The sequence below is a fragment of the Streptomyces lydicus genome (genome assembly GCF_001729485.1).
Taxonomy (GTDB): domain Bacteria; phylum Actinomycetota; class Actinomycetes; order Streptomycetales; family Streptomycetaceae; genus Streptomyces; species Streptomyces lydicus_D.
This window is the reverse complement of record NZ_CP017157.1, coordinates 2,971,644-2,989,962: the sequence shown is the minus strand read 5'-3', so window position 1 is coordinate 2,989,962 and position 18,319 is coordinate 2,971,644. Positions and strand designations below refer to the sequence as shown.

Annotated in this window: 13 protein-coding genes and 1 pseudogene; 5 read left to right on the top strand and 9 right to left on the bottom strand. The window is 72.1% G+C overall.

Features of this window, described 5'->3' with window-relative positions; translation table 11 throughout:
- Positions 1-52: 52 nt before the first annotated feature.
- On the bottom strand, positions 53-1,273 hold the full coding sequence (locus SL103_RS12810; RefSeq protein ID WP_069568976.1) for an ROK family protein: 1,221 nt from the start codon (positions 1,271-1,273) through the stop codon (positions 53-55).
- 17 nt (positions 1,274-1,290) lie between these two features.
- Between SL103_RS12810 and SL103_RS12805 the strand changes: the two genes are divergently transcribed.
- Positions 1,291-2,547: an MFS transporter gene (locus SL103_RS12805; protein WP_099055409.1), complete on the top strand. Its 1,257-nt coding sequence runs from the start codon at positions 1,291-1,293 to the stop codon at positions 2,545-2,547.
- Positions 2,548-2,804: 257 nt separating this feature from the next.
- Complete coding sequence (locus SL103_RS12800; RefSeq protein ID WP_069568974.1) at positions 2,805-3,578, top strand: maleylpyruvate isomerase family mycothiol-dependent enzyme; 774 nt, start codon at positions 2,805-2,807, stop codon at positions 3,576-3,578.
- Between the two features lie 163 nt (positions 3,579-3,741).
- Here SL103_RS12800 and SL103_RS12795 read toward each other — a convergent pair whose 3' ends face one another.
- The 3 genes and pseudogenes from SL103_RS12795 to SL103_RS12785 all read right to left on the bottom strand — a co-directional run bounded on the left by SL103_RS12795 (position 3,742) and on the right by SL103_RS12785 (position 7,005).
- Positions 3,742-4,407 (bottom strand): response regulator transcription factor, encoded by a 666-nt coding sequence (locus tag SL103_RS12795; protein WP_033271646.1) that lies wholly within the window; start codon positions 4,405-4,407, stop codon positions 3,742-3,744.
- A gap of 290 nt (positions 4,408-4,697) precedes the next feature.
- A pseudogene (locus tag SL103_RS12790) lies at positions 4,698-5,924 on the bottom strand (sensor histidine kinase); the annotation flags it as partial.
- A gap of 370 nt (positions 5,925-6,294) precedes the next feature.
- Positions 6,295-7,005 (bottom strand): TetR/AcrR family transcriptional regulator, encoded by a 711-nt coding sequence (locus SL103_RS12785; protein ID WP_069568973.1) that lies wholly within the window; start codon positions 7,003-7,005, stop codon positions 6,295-6,297.
- 227 nt (positions 7,006-7,232) lie between these two features.
- Between SL103_RS12785 and SL103_RS12780 the strand changes: the two genes are divergently transcribed.
- Positions 7,233-7,673, top strand: coding sequence for a nitroreductase family deazaflavin-dependent oxidoreductase (locus SL103_RS12780; RefSeq protein WP_069568972.1), 441 nt, complete (start codon positions 7,233-7,235; stop codon positions 7,671-7,673).
- A 579-nt stretch (positions 7,674-8,252) separates the two neighbouring features.
- On the opposite strand, the gene SL103_RS12775 is transcribed toward SL103_RS12780, so the two are convergent.
- Positions 8,253-9,458, bottom strand: coding sequence for a geranylgeranyl reductase family protein (locus SL103_RS12775; protein WP_069568971.1), 1,206 nt, complete (start codon positions 9,456-9,458; stop codon positions 8,253-8,255).
- Between the two features lie 180 nt (positions 9,459-9,638).
- On the opposite strand from SL103_RS12775, the gene SL103_RS12770 reads away from it, so the two are divergent.
- On the top strand, positions 9,639-11,000 hold the full coding sequence (locus tag SL103_RS12770) for a dipeptidase (RefSeq protein ID WP_069568970.1): 1,362 nt from the start codon (positions 9,639-9,641) through the stop codon (positions 10,998-11,000).
- Between the two features lie 379 nt (positions 11,001-11,379).
- Here the strand turns inward: SL103_RS12770 and SL103_RS12765 are convergent, their stop codons facing one another.
- The 4 genes from SL103_RS12765 to SL103_RS12750 form a co-directional block, all read right to left on the bottom strand.
- Positions 11,380-12,414 carry an NUDIX hydrolase gene (locus SL103_RS12765; protein WP_069568969.1) on the bottom strand — a complete coding sequence of 345 codons (1,035 nt, stop codon included), beginning with the start codon at positions 12,412-12,414 and terminating at the stop codon, positions 11,380-11,382.
- A gap of 343 nt (positions 12,415-12,757) precedes the next feature.
- Positions 12,758-13,645, bottom strand: a complete 888-nt coding sequence (locus SL103_RS12760; RefSeq protein ID WP_069568968.1) for a carbohydrate ABC transporter permease — start codon at positions 13,643-13,645, stop codon at positions 12,758-12,760.
- Positions 13,642-14,553, bottom strand: coding sequence for a carbohydrate ABC transporter permease (locus tag SL103_RS12755; protein ID WP_069568967.1), 912 nt, complete (start codon positions 14,551-14,553; stop codon positions 13,642-13,644). The genes SL103_RS12760 and SL103_RS12755 overlap by 4 nt, the downstream gene beginning before the upstream one ends.
- Before the next feature lie 72 nt (positions 14,554-14,625).
- Positions 14,626-15,882, bottom strand: a complete 1,257-nt coding sequence (locus tag SL103_RS12750; RefSeq protein WP_069568966.1) for an ABC transporter substrate-binding protein — start codon at positions 15,880-15,882, stop codon at positions 14,626-14,628.
- A gap of 268 nt (positions 15,883-16,150) precedes the next feature.
- On the opposite strand from SL103_RS12750, the gene SL103_RS12745 reads away from it, so the two are divergent.
- Positions 16,151-18,220 carry an NPCBM/NEW2 domain-containing protein gene (locus tag SL103_RS12745; protein ID WP_208869851.1) on the top strand — a complete coding sequence of 690 codons (2,070 nt, stop codon included), beginning with the start codon at positions 16,151-16,153 and terminating at the stop codon, positions 18,218-18,220.
- Positions 18,221-18,319 lie beyond the last annotated feature (99 nt).

The following is an 18,319-nucleotide window of genomic DNA, read 5'->3' as shown; positions in this document are numbered from 1 at the left end:
CGCTCCCGAGGCGTGCCCGGGCTCGGCCGGGCGCGCCAAGGGCGGCCCGCCCCTACCGCTCGACCACCGCCAGCGGGTCGTCCAGCACCGGCTGCCAGGCCAGCTCCGCCGCGCCGACCAGGCTGTTGTGGTCGAGGCTGCAGGGCAGGATCGGCACCCCGCCGCTGCGGCCCCACAGACTGCGGTCGGCGACCACCGCGCGCAGCCGCTCCGGGTCGGCCTCCAGCAGGGCGCGGTGCAGCCCGCCGAGGATGATGCGGTCCGGGTTGAGGATGTTGACGAGTCCGGCGATGCCGAGGCCGAGCCGGTCGATCAGCAGATCGGCCGCGGCGCGTACACCCGGGTCGGCGTACTCGTCGCGGAGCAGGTCGGCGGCCTGCCGGAGCAGCGAGACCTCGGGGCCCGGCTCGCGGCCGGCCGCGACGAGGAAGGCCAGCGGGTCGGCCTCGACGTCCAGGCAGCCGCGGCTGCCGCAGTGGCAGGGCGCGCCCTCGGGGTGGACCGTCAGATGGCCGACCTCCAGGGCCAGGCCCGAACTGCCGCTGTGCAGCCGCCCGTCGAGCACCAGCGCCCCGCCGACGCCGCGGTGACCGGAGGCCACGCAGAGCAGGTCGCGGGCTCCCCGACCGGCGCCGTGGCGGTGTTCGGCGAGGGCCATGAGGTTGACATCGTTGCCGGTGAAACCGATCTGGTCGGTGACGCCGGGGATGCCGGCGTCGGCGAGCGCGCTCAGGAAGAGCTCCCGTACGGGGGCTCCCGAGGGCCAGGCGAGGTGCAGCGGGTTGAGGGCCTCGCCGTCCGGCTCCGCGACCGCGGACGGCACCGCGAGGCCGGCACCCAGGCAGCGTCGGCCGGTCTCGCGCAGCAGGGTGGCGCCGGCCTCGACGACCTCGGCGAGGACGTGGGCCGGGTCGGCGGGGATGGTGCCGCAGCCGGGTGCGGTCGCCACGATGCGGCCGCCGAGACCGACCAGCGCGGCGCGGTAGCCGTCGGCGTGGATCTGCGCGGCCAGTACGACCGGCCCGTTCCCGGCGACGGACAGCCGGTGGGAGGGGCGGCCCTGGGAACCGGCCGACGCGGTGGGCCGGGAGTCGACGGTGATCAGGCCGAGCGCTTCGAGCTCGGCCGCCACCGCGCCCGCGGTCGCGCGGGTCACGCCGAGTTCGGCGGTCAGCACGGCACGGGTGGGTGCGCGTCCGGTGTGTACGAGCTCCAGTGCGGGTCCGAGGGCGCCACGGCCCCGCTCCAGCCTGGTTGTCCGAGTCTGGGTCACCCCTCTATTCTGGCTTTGTGCCGACGCTAAACAAAATACGGAGGGTCCTTACGCGGGACCAGCGCTCCGTCACCCACGATCGACACCCCCAAATCCTCCCGAACCCCCCATACCTCACCCGACTCCGCATCGCCGTCACCGCGTTCTTCGCCATGGACGGCTTCCTGTTCGCCGGATGGGTCGTCCGCATCCCGGCGATCAAGGCGCAGACCGGCGCCGGCGCGGGCGCCCTGGGGCTCGCGCTGCTCGGTGTGTCGGCGGGCGCGGTCGCGTTCATGATGCTCACCGGGCGGCTCTGCCGGCGGTTCGGCAGCCACGCCGCGACGACCGCCTCCGCGGCCGCCCTCGCCCTGAGCATCCTGCTGCCGCCGCTCACCCGCTCCGCGACCGCGCTGGGGCTGGTCCTGCTGGTCTTCGGCGCCGCGTACGGCTCCCTCAACGTCGCGATGAACAGCGCCGCCGTCGATCTCATCGCCGCGCTGCGCCGGCCCGTGATGCCCAGCTTCCACGCCGCGTTCAGCCTCGGCGGCATGCTCGGCGCGGGGCTCGGCGGGCTGATCGCGGGCCGCCTCTCCCCCACCGTCCACCTGTCGCTGCTCGCCGCGATCGGACTGCTGGCGACGGCCGTCGCGGGGCGCACCCTGCACACCCACCCCGCCCCGACGGTCCCCGAGCGGATGCCGACGGCACCGGAAGGCCCCCGGGCCGCCCCGGCGGGCCGCGGGCGCCGACTGGTCCTGGTCTTCGGGCTGATCGCCCTGTGCACCGCGTACGGCGAGGGGGCGCTGGCCGACTGGGGCGCACTGCACCTCTCCCAGGACCTGGCCGCCGGGCCCGGCCTGGCCGCCGCCGGCTACGCGGTGTTCGCGCTGGCGATGACCGCGGGGCGGCTGTCCGGAACCGCGGTGGTGCAGCGCTTCGGAGCGGCCCGCGCGCTGGTCGCGGGCGGTACGACGGCGGCCGCCGGCATGCTGCTCGGCGCACTCGCCCCCACCGCCTGGGCGGCCTGCCTCGGCTTCGCCGTCGCCGGCCTGGGGCTCGCCAACATCTTCCCGATCGCCATCGCCCGGGCCGGCGAGAGCGGCGGCGCGGACGGCGTCGCCGTCGCCTCGACGGTCGGCTACGGGGGCATGCTGCTCGGCCCGCCCGCCATCGGGTTCCTGGCCGAGGTCTGGAGCCTGCCCGTCGCGCTGACGACGGTCGCCCTGCTCGCCGCGGCCGCGGCCGCCATCGCCTGCGCGACGCGCGGAGCCCACCGCACCGGGCGGGCGTGACGTAGCAGGTGTGCGTGACGTACCGGATCTGCGTGACGCGACGGTGAGCACGAAGCAACGGGCAAGCGTGACGTACGGGATGGGCACGGCGTACGGGACGGGCATGGCGTACGGGACGGGTAGGACGTAGGGGGTGGGCAGGACCTACGGGGTGGGTGTGACGCAGCGGCGCATACCCGGCCCGGCGCTCCGGTCCTGCCCGTACCGGCGCCTCCCCGCCGCGGTCGACTGTCAGTGGCGGCTGGCACACTCGTGGCATGGAGATCACTGAGTTCGTCGAAACGCTGCGACTGGACGGCGGCCTGCTCGCCGACGCCGCCGAGGAGGCGGGGCTGGACGCCTCCGTCCCGGCGTGCCCCGAGTGGCAGATGCGGGATCTGGTCACCCACATCGGGCAGGTTCACCGCTGGGCGACGGAGATCGTGGCCCAAGGGGTGCAGCAGCCGGGCCGCCCCGCGGAGGCACCCGACCTGTCCGACGAGGAACTCATCGGCTGGCTGCGCGAGGGCCATCACCACCTCGTCCTCACGCTGCACTCCGCCCCGCGGGATCTCGCCGCCTGGACGTTCCTGCCCGCGCCGTCCCCGCTGGCGTTCTGGGCCCGCCGCCAGGCCCATGAGACGTCCGTGCACCGCGTCGACGCCCAGCAGGCGGCCGGTGCGTCGCTCACTCCCCTCCCCACCTCCTTCGCCGCGGACGGCATCGACGAACTCCTGACGGGCTTTCACGGCCGCGACCGCAGCCAGATCCGCACGGACGTGCCCCGGTCGCTCCGGCTGCGCGCGACCGACACCCCGGGCGCGGACTGGACCGTCCAGCTCTCCGAGGCCCCGCCGCGGACGGTGCGCACCCCGGCGGACGCCGGCTCCGAGGCCGGCGCCCCGGAGCAGGGCAAGCCCGTCGACTGCACGATCGAGGGGCCGGCCGAGGAGCTCTACCTCGCCCTGTGGAACCGCCGCCCGTGGGACGCCCTGACGATCACCGGCGACCGTGAACTCCCGGAGCTGTGGCGGGAACGCGCCGGCGTCTGACGGCTCGCCCCACCCAGCCATCCGTACGCCGCCCGGCCGGTCCCCGCTGACGGCCCGGCCGCCTCCTCCCGCTGACGAGCAAGTTGCCCCACCCCCGCGTACGGTCCGCTCACCCGCGCATACGGTCCGCCCCCCATACGGTCCGGCCTTCACCGCCCCGCGGTCAGCCCAACCATCCCGGCCGTACGAGCCCCGACTCGTAGGCCAGCACGACGAGTTGGGCGCGGTCGCGGGCGCCGAGCTTGACCATGGTGCGGCTGACGTGAGTCTTGGCGGTGAGCGGGCTGACGACCAGGCGGCGGGCGATCTCCTCGTTGGAGAGGCCGATACCGACCAGCGCCATCACCTCGCGTTCGCGTTCGGTCAGTCCGGCCAGGGCGCCGGCCGCGGCAGGCTCCTTGGAGCGGGCCGCGAACTCCGCGATCAGACGTCGGGTGACGCCCGGCGAGAGCAGTGCGTCACCGGCCACCACCGCGCGCACGGCCCGCAGGAGTTCCTCCGGTTCGGTGTCCTTGACCAGGAAGCCGGAGGCACCGGAACGGATCGCCTCGAAGACGTACTCGTCCAGCTCGAAGGTGGTCAGCATGACGACCTTCACCTCGGACAGCTCGGGGTCCTCGGTGACCCGGCGGGTGGCGGCCAGGCCGTCCAGGACCGGCATGCGGATGTCCATCAGGACGACGTCCGGGCGGTGTTCGCGGACCGCGGCCAGCGTCTGTCGGCCGTCCGCGGCCTCGGCGACCACCTCGATGTCGGGCTGGGCGTCGAGCAGCGCCTTGAACCCGGCCCGGACCAGCAGCTGATCGTCCGCCAGCAGTACCCGGATCACGACTCCTCCTCGTCCTCCTCGGGGCCGGCGCCCTGGCTCACGGTATCCGCGCCCAGGCCACCACCGCCCCGGCCCTCCGTGGTCCGCTTCGACCGCCCCGCCCCGGCTTCCACCGTCGACTCCGACTCCGACTCCGACGCCGACGCCGACTCCGACGCCGCCGGCTCGGCCGCCGGTTCGGCCGCGTCCGCTCCTGCGTCCGGCCCCACCTGCCCGCCCGCACCGGCTCGGCCCGCCCGGCCCGCCCGGTCCTCGGTACCCACCCGGCTCTCCGCGCCCGCTGGTGCCGGGGCCAGCGGGATACCGGCCCGGACGCGGAACCCGCCGTCCGCGCGGGGGCCGGCCTGCACCGTGCCGCCGAGCGCCGCGGCCCGCTCCCGCATGCCGGCCAGGCCGTTGCCCCCGCCGGCCGTGCCGTCCGCGCCGGTGGTCACCGGGCCGTCGTCGTCGACCCGGATCTCCAGGGCCGCGGGGGTGTGCCGCAGCAAGACCCGGGCGGTGCGCGAACCGGAGTGCCGGACGATGTTGGTGAGCGCCTCCTGGACGATGCGGAAGGCGGCGAGGTCGGTGCCGGGCGGGAGGGGTGCGGGGGTGCCCTCGGTGGTGACGTCCACCGCGAGACCGGCGCTCCGGGCCTGCTCCACGAGTTCGGGCAGCCGGTCCAGGCCGGGCGCCGGGGACCGCGGGGCGTCGCCCGGCGCGCGCAGGGTGGCGAGCACCTGACGGACCTCGCCAAGCGCTTCCTTGCTCGCGGCCTTGATCGTGGTCAGCGCGGTGCGTGCCTGCTCGGGATCGCTGTCGAGCAGCGCCAGGCCCACGCCCGCCTGGACGTTGATGACGGAGATGCTGTGCGCGAGGACGTCGTGCAGTTCGCGGGCGATCCGCAGCCGCTCCTCGTCGGCCCGGCGGCGTTCCGCGGCGGCCCGCTCGGCCCGCGCCTTCGCCAGCTGCTCCCGGCGCACCCGTACCAGCTCGGAGAGTGCCACCACCGCCACCACCCAGACCGTGATGACGATTTCCTGGTTCCACGGGGCGGGCCCGTCGTGCGGCGGCGGCAGCCACCGGTAGAGCCAGTGGGCGGCGAGCAGGTGGACGGCCCAGACGCCGCCCAGCGCGCACCAGGCCACCCTGCGGTGTCCCGCGACGATCGCCGCGAAGGCGCCCAGCGCGAGGGTGAGGAAGACCGGCCCGTACGGGTAGCCGGCCAGGAGGTAGGCGGTGGTCGTCGCGGCGGTGCCGAGGGCGACGGTGCGCGGGTAGCGGTGGCGGAAGAGCAGCTGGAGCCCGCCGAGGACGAGCAGCGCACGGCCGACGGAGTCCAGCGGGACGCGGCCGGGCTCCTGGTTGTGCCCGGTGAAACCGGAGCCGACGGTCACGAAGACCGTCACGGCCAGCGTCGAGAGCCAGGGCAGGCGGGTTCCGGGCCCGCCGCGGGGCCTGTCCGGCGGGACCGACAGCCACCGCTCCCACGCCGGGCCGAGGCAGCGCCGCGCCCACGGCGGCCGTACGTTCTCCATGCCGTCACGCTAGACCGGGCCACGGCGCGGCGGCGTCAGCCGGACACAGTGACCGGCCGTACTCCCCCAGGAGTACGGCACCCGGGGGACCTGGGGCACCTGGGGCCCTCAGGGGTTGGCCTGGGGATCGGTTCGGTCGGCTCGGGGATCGGTCCGGGGATCGGTCCGGTGGGTCAATCGGTTCGGTCGGCTCAGTCGGTCAGCTGGGTCATTCGATCGGTTGGGGCATTCGATCGGCTGAGGCATCCGATCGGTTGAGGCATCCGGTCCGTTGAGGCATTCGGTCCGTTGAGGCATTCGGTCCGTTGGGGCATTCGGTGCGGTGGGATCGGCACGGGCCGGCCGGTGGGAGCAACAGGGTGCAGCCGGGTCACCGCGGGGTGCGCAGGCCGACGCTGCGGGCGAGTTCGAGGACGGCCTGCTCGAAGAAGTCGGCGCGGGCCTCGACCACCCGGTTGAACTGGCCGAAGAGCTCGAAGCTGAGCAGCCCGAAGAGCTGTGCCCAGGCCCCGATGAGCCGCGCCAGCACGGCGGCAGGCAGCTCCACCCCCAGTTCGGCACCGAGGGCCAGCGCATCGGCCACCACCGGGTCGGGCAGCGGTTCCGCGGGCTCCTTCAGGGTGCCGGCGACATGCGCGTCGCGGACGACGCCGATCAGCGCGAGACCGACCCGGGCGGCGGGCCCCGTGGTGGTGCTGGGCGCACGGTAGCCGGGGACGGGCGAGCCGTAGATCAGGGCGTACTCGTGCGGATGGACCAGCGCCCACTCGCGTACGCCGTGGCAGAGGGCGAGCCAACGGGCTGCGGGACGCTCGGCGTCGGGCCCACGGAGGGAGTCGAGGGCACTTTCGGCGGCCTCGCCGAGCGCGTTGTAGGCGTCGACGATCAGCGCGGTGAGCAGGTCGTCGCGGCTCGGGAAGTAGCGGTAGAGGGCCGAGGAGGCCATGCCGAGTGCGCGGGCGACCGCCCGTAGGGAGAGCTTGGCGGCGCCCTCCTCGGCCAGTTGCCGGCGGGCCTCGGCCTTGATGGCTTCGGTGATCTCGCCACGGGCCCGTTCCCTGGCACCTCGGATCGCAGTCATGGTGAGCAGTGTGCCAGCTTTCGGAGCACCGCACAAAAACGAGAGCACCGCTCTTGCTTTGATGCACCGTCCGCGTGCACACTGTTCTCAAGCGAGAGCAGTGCTCTCGAAATGGAACACCGATCCCCCTTACGAGCCCCGCACGCCCACGCGTGCACCGCCCCCTGCGCACCGCACCCCAACACCCCAACCTCAACGCCCGAACCTCAATACCCAGGAGCCCACCCATGTCCCAGTACCTCAAGCCCAGTCGGTTCGCCGCCCGCCTCAACGGCCTCATCGGCTGGCTCGCCCGCCGCGGCATCAGCCTCGCCGGCTCCGCCGACCTCTCGGTCCGCGGCCGGAAGAGCGGTGAGTGGCGACGCGTCCCGGTCAACCCCATGACGTTCCAGGACGGCCGCTACCTCGTCTCGGCCCGCGGCAACTCCGAATGGGTACGCAACCTGCGCGCCGCGGGCGGCGGCGAACTCCGCGTCGGCCGCCGCACCCGCCCCTTCACCGCCGTCGAACTGCCGCCGGCGGAGACCCCCGCACTGCTGCGGGCCTACCTCGAACGCTGGGGCTGGGAGGTCAAGTCGTACTTCGGCGAGATCACCGCCGCCTCCACCGACGACGAACTCCTCGCCGCGGCCCCCCGCCACCCCGTCTTCCGCATCGCCGAGTCCTGACACCCCTCGCACCCCGGCGGGCCGGGCGCACCCCGGCGGGCCGGCGCTCGGGGCTGCCGCGGGCACCTGACGGGCGCCTGACGGCCCCCCACACTCCAACCGGACCGCCACACCTCTGCGGCCCCTCTGGCACCTACGCCCCCCTGACCCACCTGCGGACCCCCACACGCCTGCGGGCCACCCCGCGCCTGCGGGCTCCCACGCACCTGCGGGCCCGTACCTCGATGGGCTCCCGCATGGACTCCCGGATGGGCTCCCGCATGGACTCCCGGATGGGCTCCCGCGGCCCGGCCGACAGCTGTTCCCCCGGCGACCGCCCCGCACCGGCGGGCTTCCACGCCCCGGCGGGGGATGCCATGAACCGACGACGGGGCACATGTCCCGACAAGCCCACGCACCCGGCGGGACGGGGCCACATACGGCCGAGCCCGGGCGCCCCGTCGGTACCGCAAACCACCGACCGGGCCAGCAGCCCCAGTAGCCCCCACCGTGCTCCCGGCCTCCCGGCCCACCCAGCCCGCCCGGCCACACGACCAGACAGCCGCTCGGCCGCCCGGCCGTCCCCTCGGTGTCGGGGTCTCACGCCCGGTCCATGGCCTCCAGCGCCCGGCGCGCGACGCCGTTCGTGCGGACCATCTCGGCGAGCGTGGTCGTGCCTCGGGTGATCTTGGCGAAGGCGTGCCAGGCCGGGCGGAAGCCGGTGATGGCCGCGTGCAACATGCCGGGACGGCGGGAGAAGACCTTGAGCATGCGGCGGCCGACGCCCATCTCCACGCCGAGGCCCGCCTTGATGGCGAAGGCGTAGTTGAGGGCCTGACGGCGCGCGTCCACGGCGTCATGGGCCTCGGACACCCGCACCGCCCACTCGCCGGCGAGCCGCCCGGACCGCAGCGCGAAGGAGATGCCCTCCCGCGTCCACGGCTCCAGCAGCCCGGCCGCGTCACCGCACACCAGCACCCGGCCACGGGAGAGCGGCGAGTCGTCGGCGCGGCAGCGCGTCAGGTGACCGGAGGAAATGCTCGGTTCGAAGCCGGCCAGGCCCAGCCGGCCGATGAAGTCCTCCAAGTAGCGCTTGGTCGCCGCGCCCTCGCCGCGTGCGGAGATCACACCGACGGTCAGCGTGTCGCCCTTGGGGAAGACCCAGCCGTAGCTGCCGGGGAGCGGCCCCCAGTCGATGAGCACCCGGCCCGCCCAGTCCTCGGCGACCGGCTCCGGCACCGGGATCTCCGCCTCCAGCCCCAGATCGACCTGGTCGAGCTTGACGCCGACGTGTGCTCCTATCCGGCCCGCGCTGCCGTCCGCGCCGACCACGGCGCGCGCCAGCACCACCTCACCGTCACCCAGCACCACCGCGACGGTGCGCCGGTCCGGCACCTCGGCGCCGTGCTGTTCGACCCGCGAGACCGTGACGCCCGTACGGACCGTGGCGCCCGCGTCCTTGGCCGACTCGACCAGCCGGGCGTCGAACTCCGGGCGGTTGATCAGGCCGAAGAGCATGTTCCTGGAGCGTCGGGTGCGGGTCAGCCGGCCGTTCAGCGAGAACGTCACGGCATGCACCCGGTCGCGCAGCGGCAGGTCGAAGCCGGGCGGCAGCGCGTCCCGCGAGGGGCCGATGATGCCGCCGCCACAGGTTTTGTACCGGGGCAGTTCCGCCTTCTCCAGGAGCAGGACCCGGCGTCCCGTACAGGCCGCGGCATGCGCGGCCGAGGCACCCGCAGGTCCCGCGCCCACCACCACGACGTCCCACACCTGCTGCTTGTCCTCCGCTGCCCGCTCGCTGCTCACCTGTGCTTCTGCTCCCGTTCGATGGCTGGCTGCGCGTACCGCCCGCATCCTACGGGCCGCTGTTCCGCGAACCGCCTGTGGGAAGATCGGGGGCACTCATGCCCGTACGTCCGGCCCGTCCGGCTCACGAGGCCCGGACGGTCCCGTACTGCACAACGCCGCGCCCACAAGGAGCGTTCCATGTCTGACAGCCCGCTCGCCGATACCGTCGCCGCGCTTCAGCCCCGCGCCAGGACCGAGCTGGCCGAGCTGGTGGCTTTCAAGTCGGTGGCCGACCCGGACCAGTTCCCCAAGAGCGAGTGCGAGGCAGCCGCCGACTGGATCGCCGAGGCCCTTCGCGCGGACGGTTTCCAGGACGTGGCGCTGCTGGACACCCCGGACGGCACCCGCTCCGTCTACGGCTTCCTGCCGGGTCCGGCCGGCGCCCCGACGGTTCTGCTGTACGCGCACTACGACGTGCAGCCGCCGCTGGACGAGGCCGCCTGGGTCTCCCCGCCGTTCGAGCTGACCGAGCGCGACGGCCGCTGGTACGGCCGCGGCGCCGCGGACTGCAAGGGCGGCGTGATCATGCATCTGACGGCGCTGCGCGCGCTGAAGGAGCACGGCGGGGTGCCGGTCAACGTCAAGGTGATCGTGGAGGGTTCGGAGGAGCAGGGCACCGGCGGCCTGGAGCGCTACGCCGAGGCGCACCCGGAGCTGCTGGCCGCCGATGCCATCGTCATCGGGGACGCCGGTAACTTCCGGGTCGGGCTGCCGACGGTGACCGCGACGCTGCGCGGAATGACGCTCGTCCGGGTCCAGGTCGACACCCTTGAGGGCAATCTGCACTCCGGCCAGTTCGGCGGCGCGGCCCCGGACGCGCTGGCGGCGCTGATCCGGATCCTGGACTCGTTGCGCGCCGAGGACGGCTCGACGACGGTGAACGGGCTCAGCTCGGACGCCTCCTGGGCGGGCCTCGCGTACCCCGAGGAGGACTTCCGCAAGGACGCCAAGGTGCTGGACGGGGTCGAGCTGATCGGCAGCGGTTCGATCGCCGACCGGATCTGGGCACGACCGGCCGTCACGGTGCTGGGCATCGACTGCCCGCCGGTGGTCGGCGCCACCCCGTCAGTGCAGGCGGGCGCGCGGGCACTGGTGAGCCTGCGGGTGCCGCCGGGCACCGATGCGGCGGCGGCGACGGAGCTGCTGGCCGCACACATGGAGAACGCGGCCCCGTGGGGCGCGCGGGTCGCCGTGGAGCAGGTCGGGCAGGGCCAGCCGTTCCGCGCGGACACCAGCAGCCCGGCGTACACGTCGATGGCGTCGGCACTGCGGGAGGCGTACGACGGCGAAGAGATGCAGACGTCCGGTATGGGCGGCTCCATCCCCCTCTGCAACACCCTGGCCGGGCTCTACCCGGACGCGGAGATCCTCCTGATCGGCCTGAGCGAGCCGGAGGCCCAGATCCACGCGGTCAACGAGAGCGTCTCCCCGCAGGAACTGGAACGACTGTCACTGGCGGAAGCACTCTTCCTGCAGCACTATGCGGTGAGTCGGGGCTGAGCTTCCCACGTTGTTTTCCGTCCCGCCGTGCTTCGTCTCGCCGTTGCGCCTGCGGCGGGCCGGGTTGTTGTCGGGTGCGGTGCCGGCCCTCCGGACTTCGTCCTGCGGTCCGTCCCCTCCCGTGGGTGGGAATGGTGAAGGCCGGTGGGGGCGAGCGTCGTTAGTGACGCTCGCCCCCACCGGCCTTTACTTCTTCCCCTACGGGAGGGGACGCGCCGCAGGACGAAGTCCGGAGGAGCGGCACCGCACCCGACCACCCACGCCCGCCGCAGGCGCAACGGCGAGAAACCACCACGGCGGGACAGCCGACAACGTGCGGCGGCGCCGCAAAGCGCAACGGCGAGCAACAAGCACGGCGCCGCAGACAACAACGTGGGAATCACCCCACGGGAACCCCCGCCTCGAGGTTCAGCGGGCACCCCCGCTCCCGCGCCCGCAGGGCCCATCGGAGGCGGTTCCAGCGGACCGGTGGCAGCATGCGTTCCGCCTCGGCCTCCGTGACGAAGCGCCAGTCGCGCAACTCCGCGTCGGGCAGCAGGAGTTTGCTGATCCGGTCGTCGGTCAGGGTGCCGCCGTCGTAGAGGAGCCGGAGGCCGCCGTAGCCGGGTGGTTGCGGCGCTTCCCAGTCCAGTACCAGCAGCCGGGGGGTGCTGGGCAGTTCGATGCCCAGTTCCTCGGCGACCTCCCGTACGCCGGCGTGGCCGGGTGCCTCCCCGCGCTCGACGATGCCGCCGGGGAACTCCCAGCCGGCCTTGTAGGTGGGGTCGACGAGCAGCACCCGGCCCTGGTCGTCGAAGAGCAGCACGCCGGCGGCGAGGGTCTCGGCGGTCGGTTCGGGGGTCTGCACGATCTCGCAGGCGCCGGCGCCGCTCCGGACGGCCTCGGCGACCCGCTCGGCGGCCTGCCGGGGCGTGAGGTGGCTGGTGTCCACGACGTGCGCGTCGCCCTTGAGCCAGGACAGCGCGTCGGCGTACGGCTCAAGGTGGGCGAGGCTCCAGCGGCGGACCGAGGCGTGGGCCGCGGCGTCGCCGGGGGACTGCTCCCGCTGGGCTATACGCTGCCGAAGGATCGTTTCCTCCGCATGCAGCAGGACATGGCGCACCGGTATGCGGCGGGCGGCCAGGGAGCCGAAGATCTCGTCGCGGTACTCCTGGCGCAGCAACGTCATCGGGGTGATCAGCGGGCCGGGCACTTCGGTGAGCAGTGCCGCTGCGGTGTCCACGACCATCCGCCGCCAGGAAGGCAGGTCCTGGTAGTCGTCGACCTCCTCGAACCGCTTCGCCGGCAGCATCAACCGCAGTCCGCTGCCGAGGAGTTCGGGGTCGTAAAGCACGCTTCCGGGAAGCAGGTCGAGCAATTCTTGAGCCGCAGTGGTCTTGCCCGCACCGAACGTGCCGTTCAGCCAGACGATCACGGTTTCCCCTCTTCCCTAGACCCAGGTGAGTTGCCCGCAACACCCTGCCACGGAAACGCTCGGGACCAGGGGCCGCGCGCACACCGGGAAGTTGCGCATTCGACGACCGGTCCGGCCAGGGCGGTTTCGCGCCCTTGGACCCACCGTTCGTGACATGCCTCGCGAGGGGAGGCCGGTCTCGTTCCCCCGCCGCGACGTCCCCGGCAAACAAGCGCTCCCCCGCCCCTCCCGCACCGAAACCCTCACCCGCATACCGGGTGCCGGTCCTCGCGTCGGCACGGCGGAATCCGCATATGACGGCGGCTCATCGTGCCGGGCCGGGGGTGCTTTGCGGCACGCTCCGTCACCCCTTGCTCGCCCCGAGAGTCAGTCCGGCGATGAAATGCCGTTGCAGGAGCAGAAAGACCAGGATCGTGGGCAGTGCGACGAGGACGGATCCGGCGGCGAGCAGGTTGTAGTCGGTGAAGAATTGCCCGCGCAGATTGTTCAGCGCCGAGGTGACCGGGAGTTTGTCTCCTTCGGAGAGGAACACCAGCCCCCAGAGGAAATCGTTGTACATCCAGGTGAATTGCAGGGTGCCGAGGGCGGCGAGGGCCGGCCGGCAGAGGGGCAGGGTGACGCGCCAGTACTGCGCCCATACGCCGGCCCCGTCGACGATCGCGGCCTCCAGGATTTCGCGGGGCAGCGTACGCATGAAGTTGGCCAGGACGAAGACACAGAAGCCGAGTTGGAAGGCGACCTGGACGGCAGTGACGGCCCAGAGGGAGTCGTACATGCTCAGGGAGTCGGACATCCAGTACGGCAGCGGGATCTTGTTGAAGAGAACGTAGAGCGGGGTGACGATCACCTGCTGGGGCAGCAGGTTTCCGGCGGTGAAGACCATCAGCAGGACGATTCCGCCGCGGATCCGGAGTCGGGAGACCGCGAAGGCCACGAAGGAGGCCAGGAAGAGGGTGAGCAGAACGCCGGGGACGGCGATGACGAGCGAATTCAGGAAGTACTTGCTCATGCCGGAGTCGACAAAGGCTTGCTTGTAGTAGTCGAAGGAGAGGTGACGCGGGAGGGAGAAGTAGCCGTGGGCGGCGGTCTCTTCGTAGGGGCGGAGCGAGGCGTAGACGGCGAGCAGCAGCGGGGCGAGAAAGGCCAGCGAGACGGCGGTGAGAAAGAGGTGGACGCCGAACCGTCCGCGGCGGCGGGCCGGCCGGGTGCTCAGGGCGGCGGGTGCGGTCATCGCTGCTGTTCCCCTCGCAGTTCCTGGACGAGATAGGTCACGATGAATCCCAGCGAGACCAGCAGCAGGATCACCGCGATCGCCGAGCCGAATCCGATCCGCCCGGCCTCCCCGATGATGTTGTCGGTCACCAGCACGGACAGCAGTTCCAGTCCGTTGCGGCCCTTGTTTATGGCGTAGACGATGTCGAAGGCGCGCAGCGATTCGATGACGGTGATGACGCCAACGATGACGTTCACCGGGCGCAGGGTGGGCAGCACCACTCGGAAGAATGCCTGCCGTTCGCTCGCTCCGTCGATGGCGGCGGCCTCTTTGAGGCTGGGATCGACGGATTTCAGGCCGGCGAGATAGAGAATCATGACGTAACCGGTGTGCCGCCAGCAGGCGGCGAGCAACACCATCCAGATGTTGATTCCGGGGTCGCCCAGCCAGTCGGTGGGATTCTTTCCGCCGAGTACGGCGTTCAGCGCGCCCTGGTCCCGGGAGAGGAGCAGCTGGGCGATGAAGCCGACCACCGCGAGCGAGAGCACCACGGGCATGTAGAGCGTCGACTGGTAGAAGCGGCTGAAGCGGACGCCGCGGTCGATGAGGACGGCGAGCAGCAGGCCGAAGGGCGCGGCGAGCAATCCGAGGAAGGCCAGCCACAGCAGGTTGTGGCGGACCGCCGGCCAGAATTGCGGATAGCTGGTGAAGAGCTCGTCGTAATTCTTCAGGCCGGCCCACCGGATGTCGCCGACACCGTCCCAGGTGGTGAAGGACAGGCCGACCGAGGCCAGCGTCGGGCCCCAGATCAGGGCGAGGTCGAGCAGGATCGGTATGCCCAGCAGCACGCCGAGGAGGACGAGGTCGCGGCGGGTGTACCGCCGCGCTCCCGGCCGTCCGGCGCGCCGTGCGGGGGATTTCGGCACGGCGGTTCGCTCCCCGTCAGTCACGGCAGTGGTCCGGCGGTGCACAGGTGTGCCGGTCATGTGGTGTGGCGCTCACTCGGCGGCGAAGATCTGCTTCTTCTGGCGTTCGATGTCGTTGACCAGCCCGTCGATGTCGTCCGGCTTGTTGAGGAACTGCTGGATCGCCTGGATCATCACGGTCGAGGCGAAATCGGGCCGGGTGTCGCGGTCCATGAACTGCGATATCTGTTTGGCCCCGGCGACGAGTTGCACCGCTTTCTTCTGCAGCGGGGTGTAGGCGGCGGTGTCGGCGCCGCTGTTGACCGCGATGTTGTTGGGGTCGGACGCGAGGTAGATGTCCTCCGCCTGCGGGGTGGCGAGGAACTTCAGCAGGTCTTTCGCGCCTTCCTTGTCCTTGGCCTTCTTCGACATCAGGAAGCCGTCGATGGGCGCCTCGACCGCGTCCCGCCCGTGCGCCGGGTCGATTTCCGGGAACGGGAAGAAGTCCAGATCGGCGCGGTCGGCGACGCTGAACTGCTGGCCGGGGTGCGGCAGTCCGAGCACGGTCATCCCGGCCTTCTTCTGCGCGAGGGTCTGCGCCGCCTCCTGCCAGGTCCGCCCGTTGGCGCCTTTCTGGTGGTACGGCAGCAGCCCGCGCCACAGGTCGAACACCTGCTTGACCTGGGGGCTGTTCCAGGCTTTCTGCCCGCTCATCAGCGCGATGTGGAAGTCGTAGCCGTTGGCGCGCATGTCGAGGTAGTCGAAGGTGCCCATGGCCGGCCAGCCGTCCTTGTCGCCGAAGGCGAACGGCACCAGCCCGTCCTTCTGCATCTGCTTGGCGAGTGCCCGGTACTCGTCGAAGGTCCTGGGGGCCTCGTACCCCTTCTCCTGGAACACGCTCTTCCGGTGGAAGACGGCCCACGGATAGTAGTAGTAGGGCACCAGGTACTGCTTGCCGTCCCGGCCGGTGGACTGCTTCTTCAGGGCGTCGGTGAAGCCGTGGAAGTTCCGCCAGAGGTCGCTGATGTCGGAAAGCAACCCCTTCTGTGCGAAGTACTGCATGCGGTTTCCGGCGAACCACATGAAGACGTCGTCCGGGGCGCCCTGGAGATAGCGGTTGATGTTCTCCTGGAAGGTCTCGTGATGGACGGTGTTGACCCGGACCGTCTTCTTGGACTTCTTCTCGTACGCCTTGAATGCCGCCGCGAACGCCTTCTTCGGCACCGCGTCCGAGGCGTTGGAACCCATCGTGACGCCACTGGGGCCGCTGCCGCAGGCGGTGAGCAGGGACGGGAGGGCGACGGCTCCCGCGCCGAGCGCCGCACCCCTCAGCAGCGAGCGGCGGGACATCCGACGTCCTGCCGCTTCCCTGTTCGCCGCCGAGCCATTGAACGTTGACTGGACCATGGCCCCTCCTCAGGGGTGGAACCAAACAGAACCGAACGCGAGTGGTGGGATCTCACTCCGAACGGCAGGTCGCGTCAAGGGTTTTGGCAGGCGCAGGCTGAACCGTTACCGCTCCTCTTCCAACAGACTCCAACAAGCCCTACCGTAAACACTCGCCAGTGACAGGTACACGCCCTCACCCCACCTCTCCCGAAGTTGGAGGACGCGAACCATGCGCGTGCACATCAGCACCACCCACCGGCGAGGCCACCGAAGAATCGTCGGAGCGCTGTCCGCGGCACTGCTGTGTACGGCAGGGGCGACCGCCCTGCCCGCCGCGGCCGACGTGCCCCACACCCCGGGTACCACCGACACCGCGCACAACAGCCGTACCGCCACCGCGCCCCGACTCCCCGACGGGCTCGCGAAGACGCCCCCGATGGGTTTCAACAACTGGAACTCCACCCACTGCCGGGCCGAGTTCAACGAGGAGATGGTCAAAGGCATCGCCGACCTGTTCCTCGCCAAGGGCCTCAAGGACGCCGGCTACCAGTACGTCAATCTCGACGACTGCTGGGCGCTGCCCACCCGGGACGGGAACGGCAAGCTCGTCCCGGACCCTCAGCGCTTCCCGCACGGCATCAAAGCCGTCGCCGACTACGTCCACGCCAAGGGCCTGAAGTTCGGGATCTACACCAGCGCCGGCACCAAGACCTGCAACTCGGCCGGGTTCCCCGGCGGCCTCGGACACGAGCGGTCCGACGCCCAGCAGTTCGCCGACTGGGGTGTGGACTACCTCAAGTACGACAACTGCAATAACCAGGGCGTGGACGCCAAGCAGCGGTACCGCACCATGCGGGACGCGCTGAAGGCCACCGGCCGGCCCATCGTCTACAGCATCTGCGAATGGGGCGAGAACAAGCCCTGGGAGTGGGCGTCGGACGTAGGACATCTGTGGCGCACCACCGGCGACATCAGTGACTCCTGGTCGAGCATGCTCGACATCGCCAAGCAGAACCTGCCGCTGGCGCCGTACGCCGGCCCCGGGCACTGGAACGACCCCGACATGCTGGAGGTCGGCAACGGCGGCATGACGGACACCGAATACCGCAGCCACTTCTCCCTCTGGGCGATGATGTCCGCCCCGCTGCTGATCGGCTCCGACCTGCGCAAGGCGACCCCGGAGACCTTCGAGATCCTGTCCAACAAGGACGTCATCGCACTCGACCAGGACGCCCTGGGCAAGCAGGCCACCGTGCTGAGGTCCGACGCCGGCCGCTGGACGCTGGTCAAGCAACTGGCCGACGGCGGCCGCGCGGTGGCGCTGTTCAACGAGACCGGCCAGCCGCAGCGGATCGCCACCACCGCCGCGGCCGCGGGCCTTCCGCAGGCCGCCGGCTACCGTCTGCGGGACCTGTGGCAGCACCGCGACACCCACACCACCGGCACCATCTCGGCGACCGTGCCCGCCCACGGCACCACCGTCTTCCGCGTCACCGCCGACAAGCGCTGGACGGATTACCCGCCGGCCGTCGAGACCGGCACCGACCGCGCCCCGCTCGTCGAGGCCGGCACCCCGGCCGCCGTCCGCTCCACCGTACGCAACCTCGGCGGCACCCCGGCCAGGAACCTCACCGTGACGCTCAAGGCCCCGCAGGGCTGGCAGAGCAAGGCCACCACGCCCGCCACCGCCCGCGCCCTGGCCGGCGGCCGGACGCTCACCACCAGCTGGCGGATCACCGCACCGGCCGGCATTGCGCCCGGCGCCTACGACCTGCCGCTCACCGCCGCCTACCGCGCCCCGAACGGTGCGCGGGCCACCGCCACCCTGCCCGGGACGGCGCACGTCGTGGTGCCCCCGCCGGCCGGGACCACGTACGCCGCCGACCTGCCCTGGCTGACCGCCGCCAACGGCTGGGGCCCGGTCGAGCGGAACACCAGCGTCGGGGAGAGCGGTGCCGGTGACGGCCGGCCGATGAGCATCGGAGGCACCGCCTTCACCAGGGGCCTCGGCGTGCACGCGCCCAGCGAGGTCGGCTTCTACACCGGCGGGCGCTGCTCCGCCTTCAGTGCCCGGGTCGGGATCGACGACGAGGCCGGCGACCGGGGTTCGGTCCGCTTCGAGGTGTGGGCGGACGGCCGGCTCGTCACCTCGACGGGCACGCTCACCGGTACGGACGCCCCGACGGCCCTCAGCGTCCCGGTCGCCGGAGCCGAGACCGTCCGCCTCGTCGTGACCGACGGCGGGGACGGGATCGACTACGACCACGCCGACTGGGGCGACGCCAAGTTCAGCTGCTGAGAGGGGAGTTGACGGCGACCAGCCGTTACGCCGGGCGGACCCGCGGGGCGATGGCTCCCGGGTCCGTCCGGCACCGCGCTGCGCCAGGCCGGCCGCGTC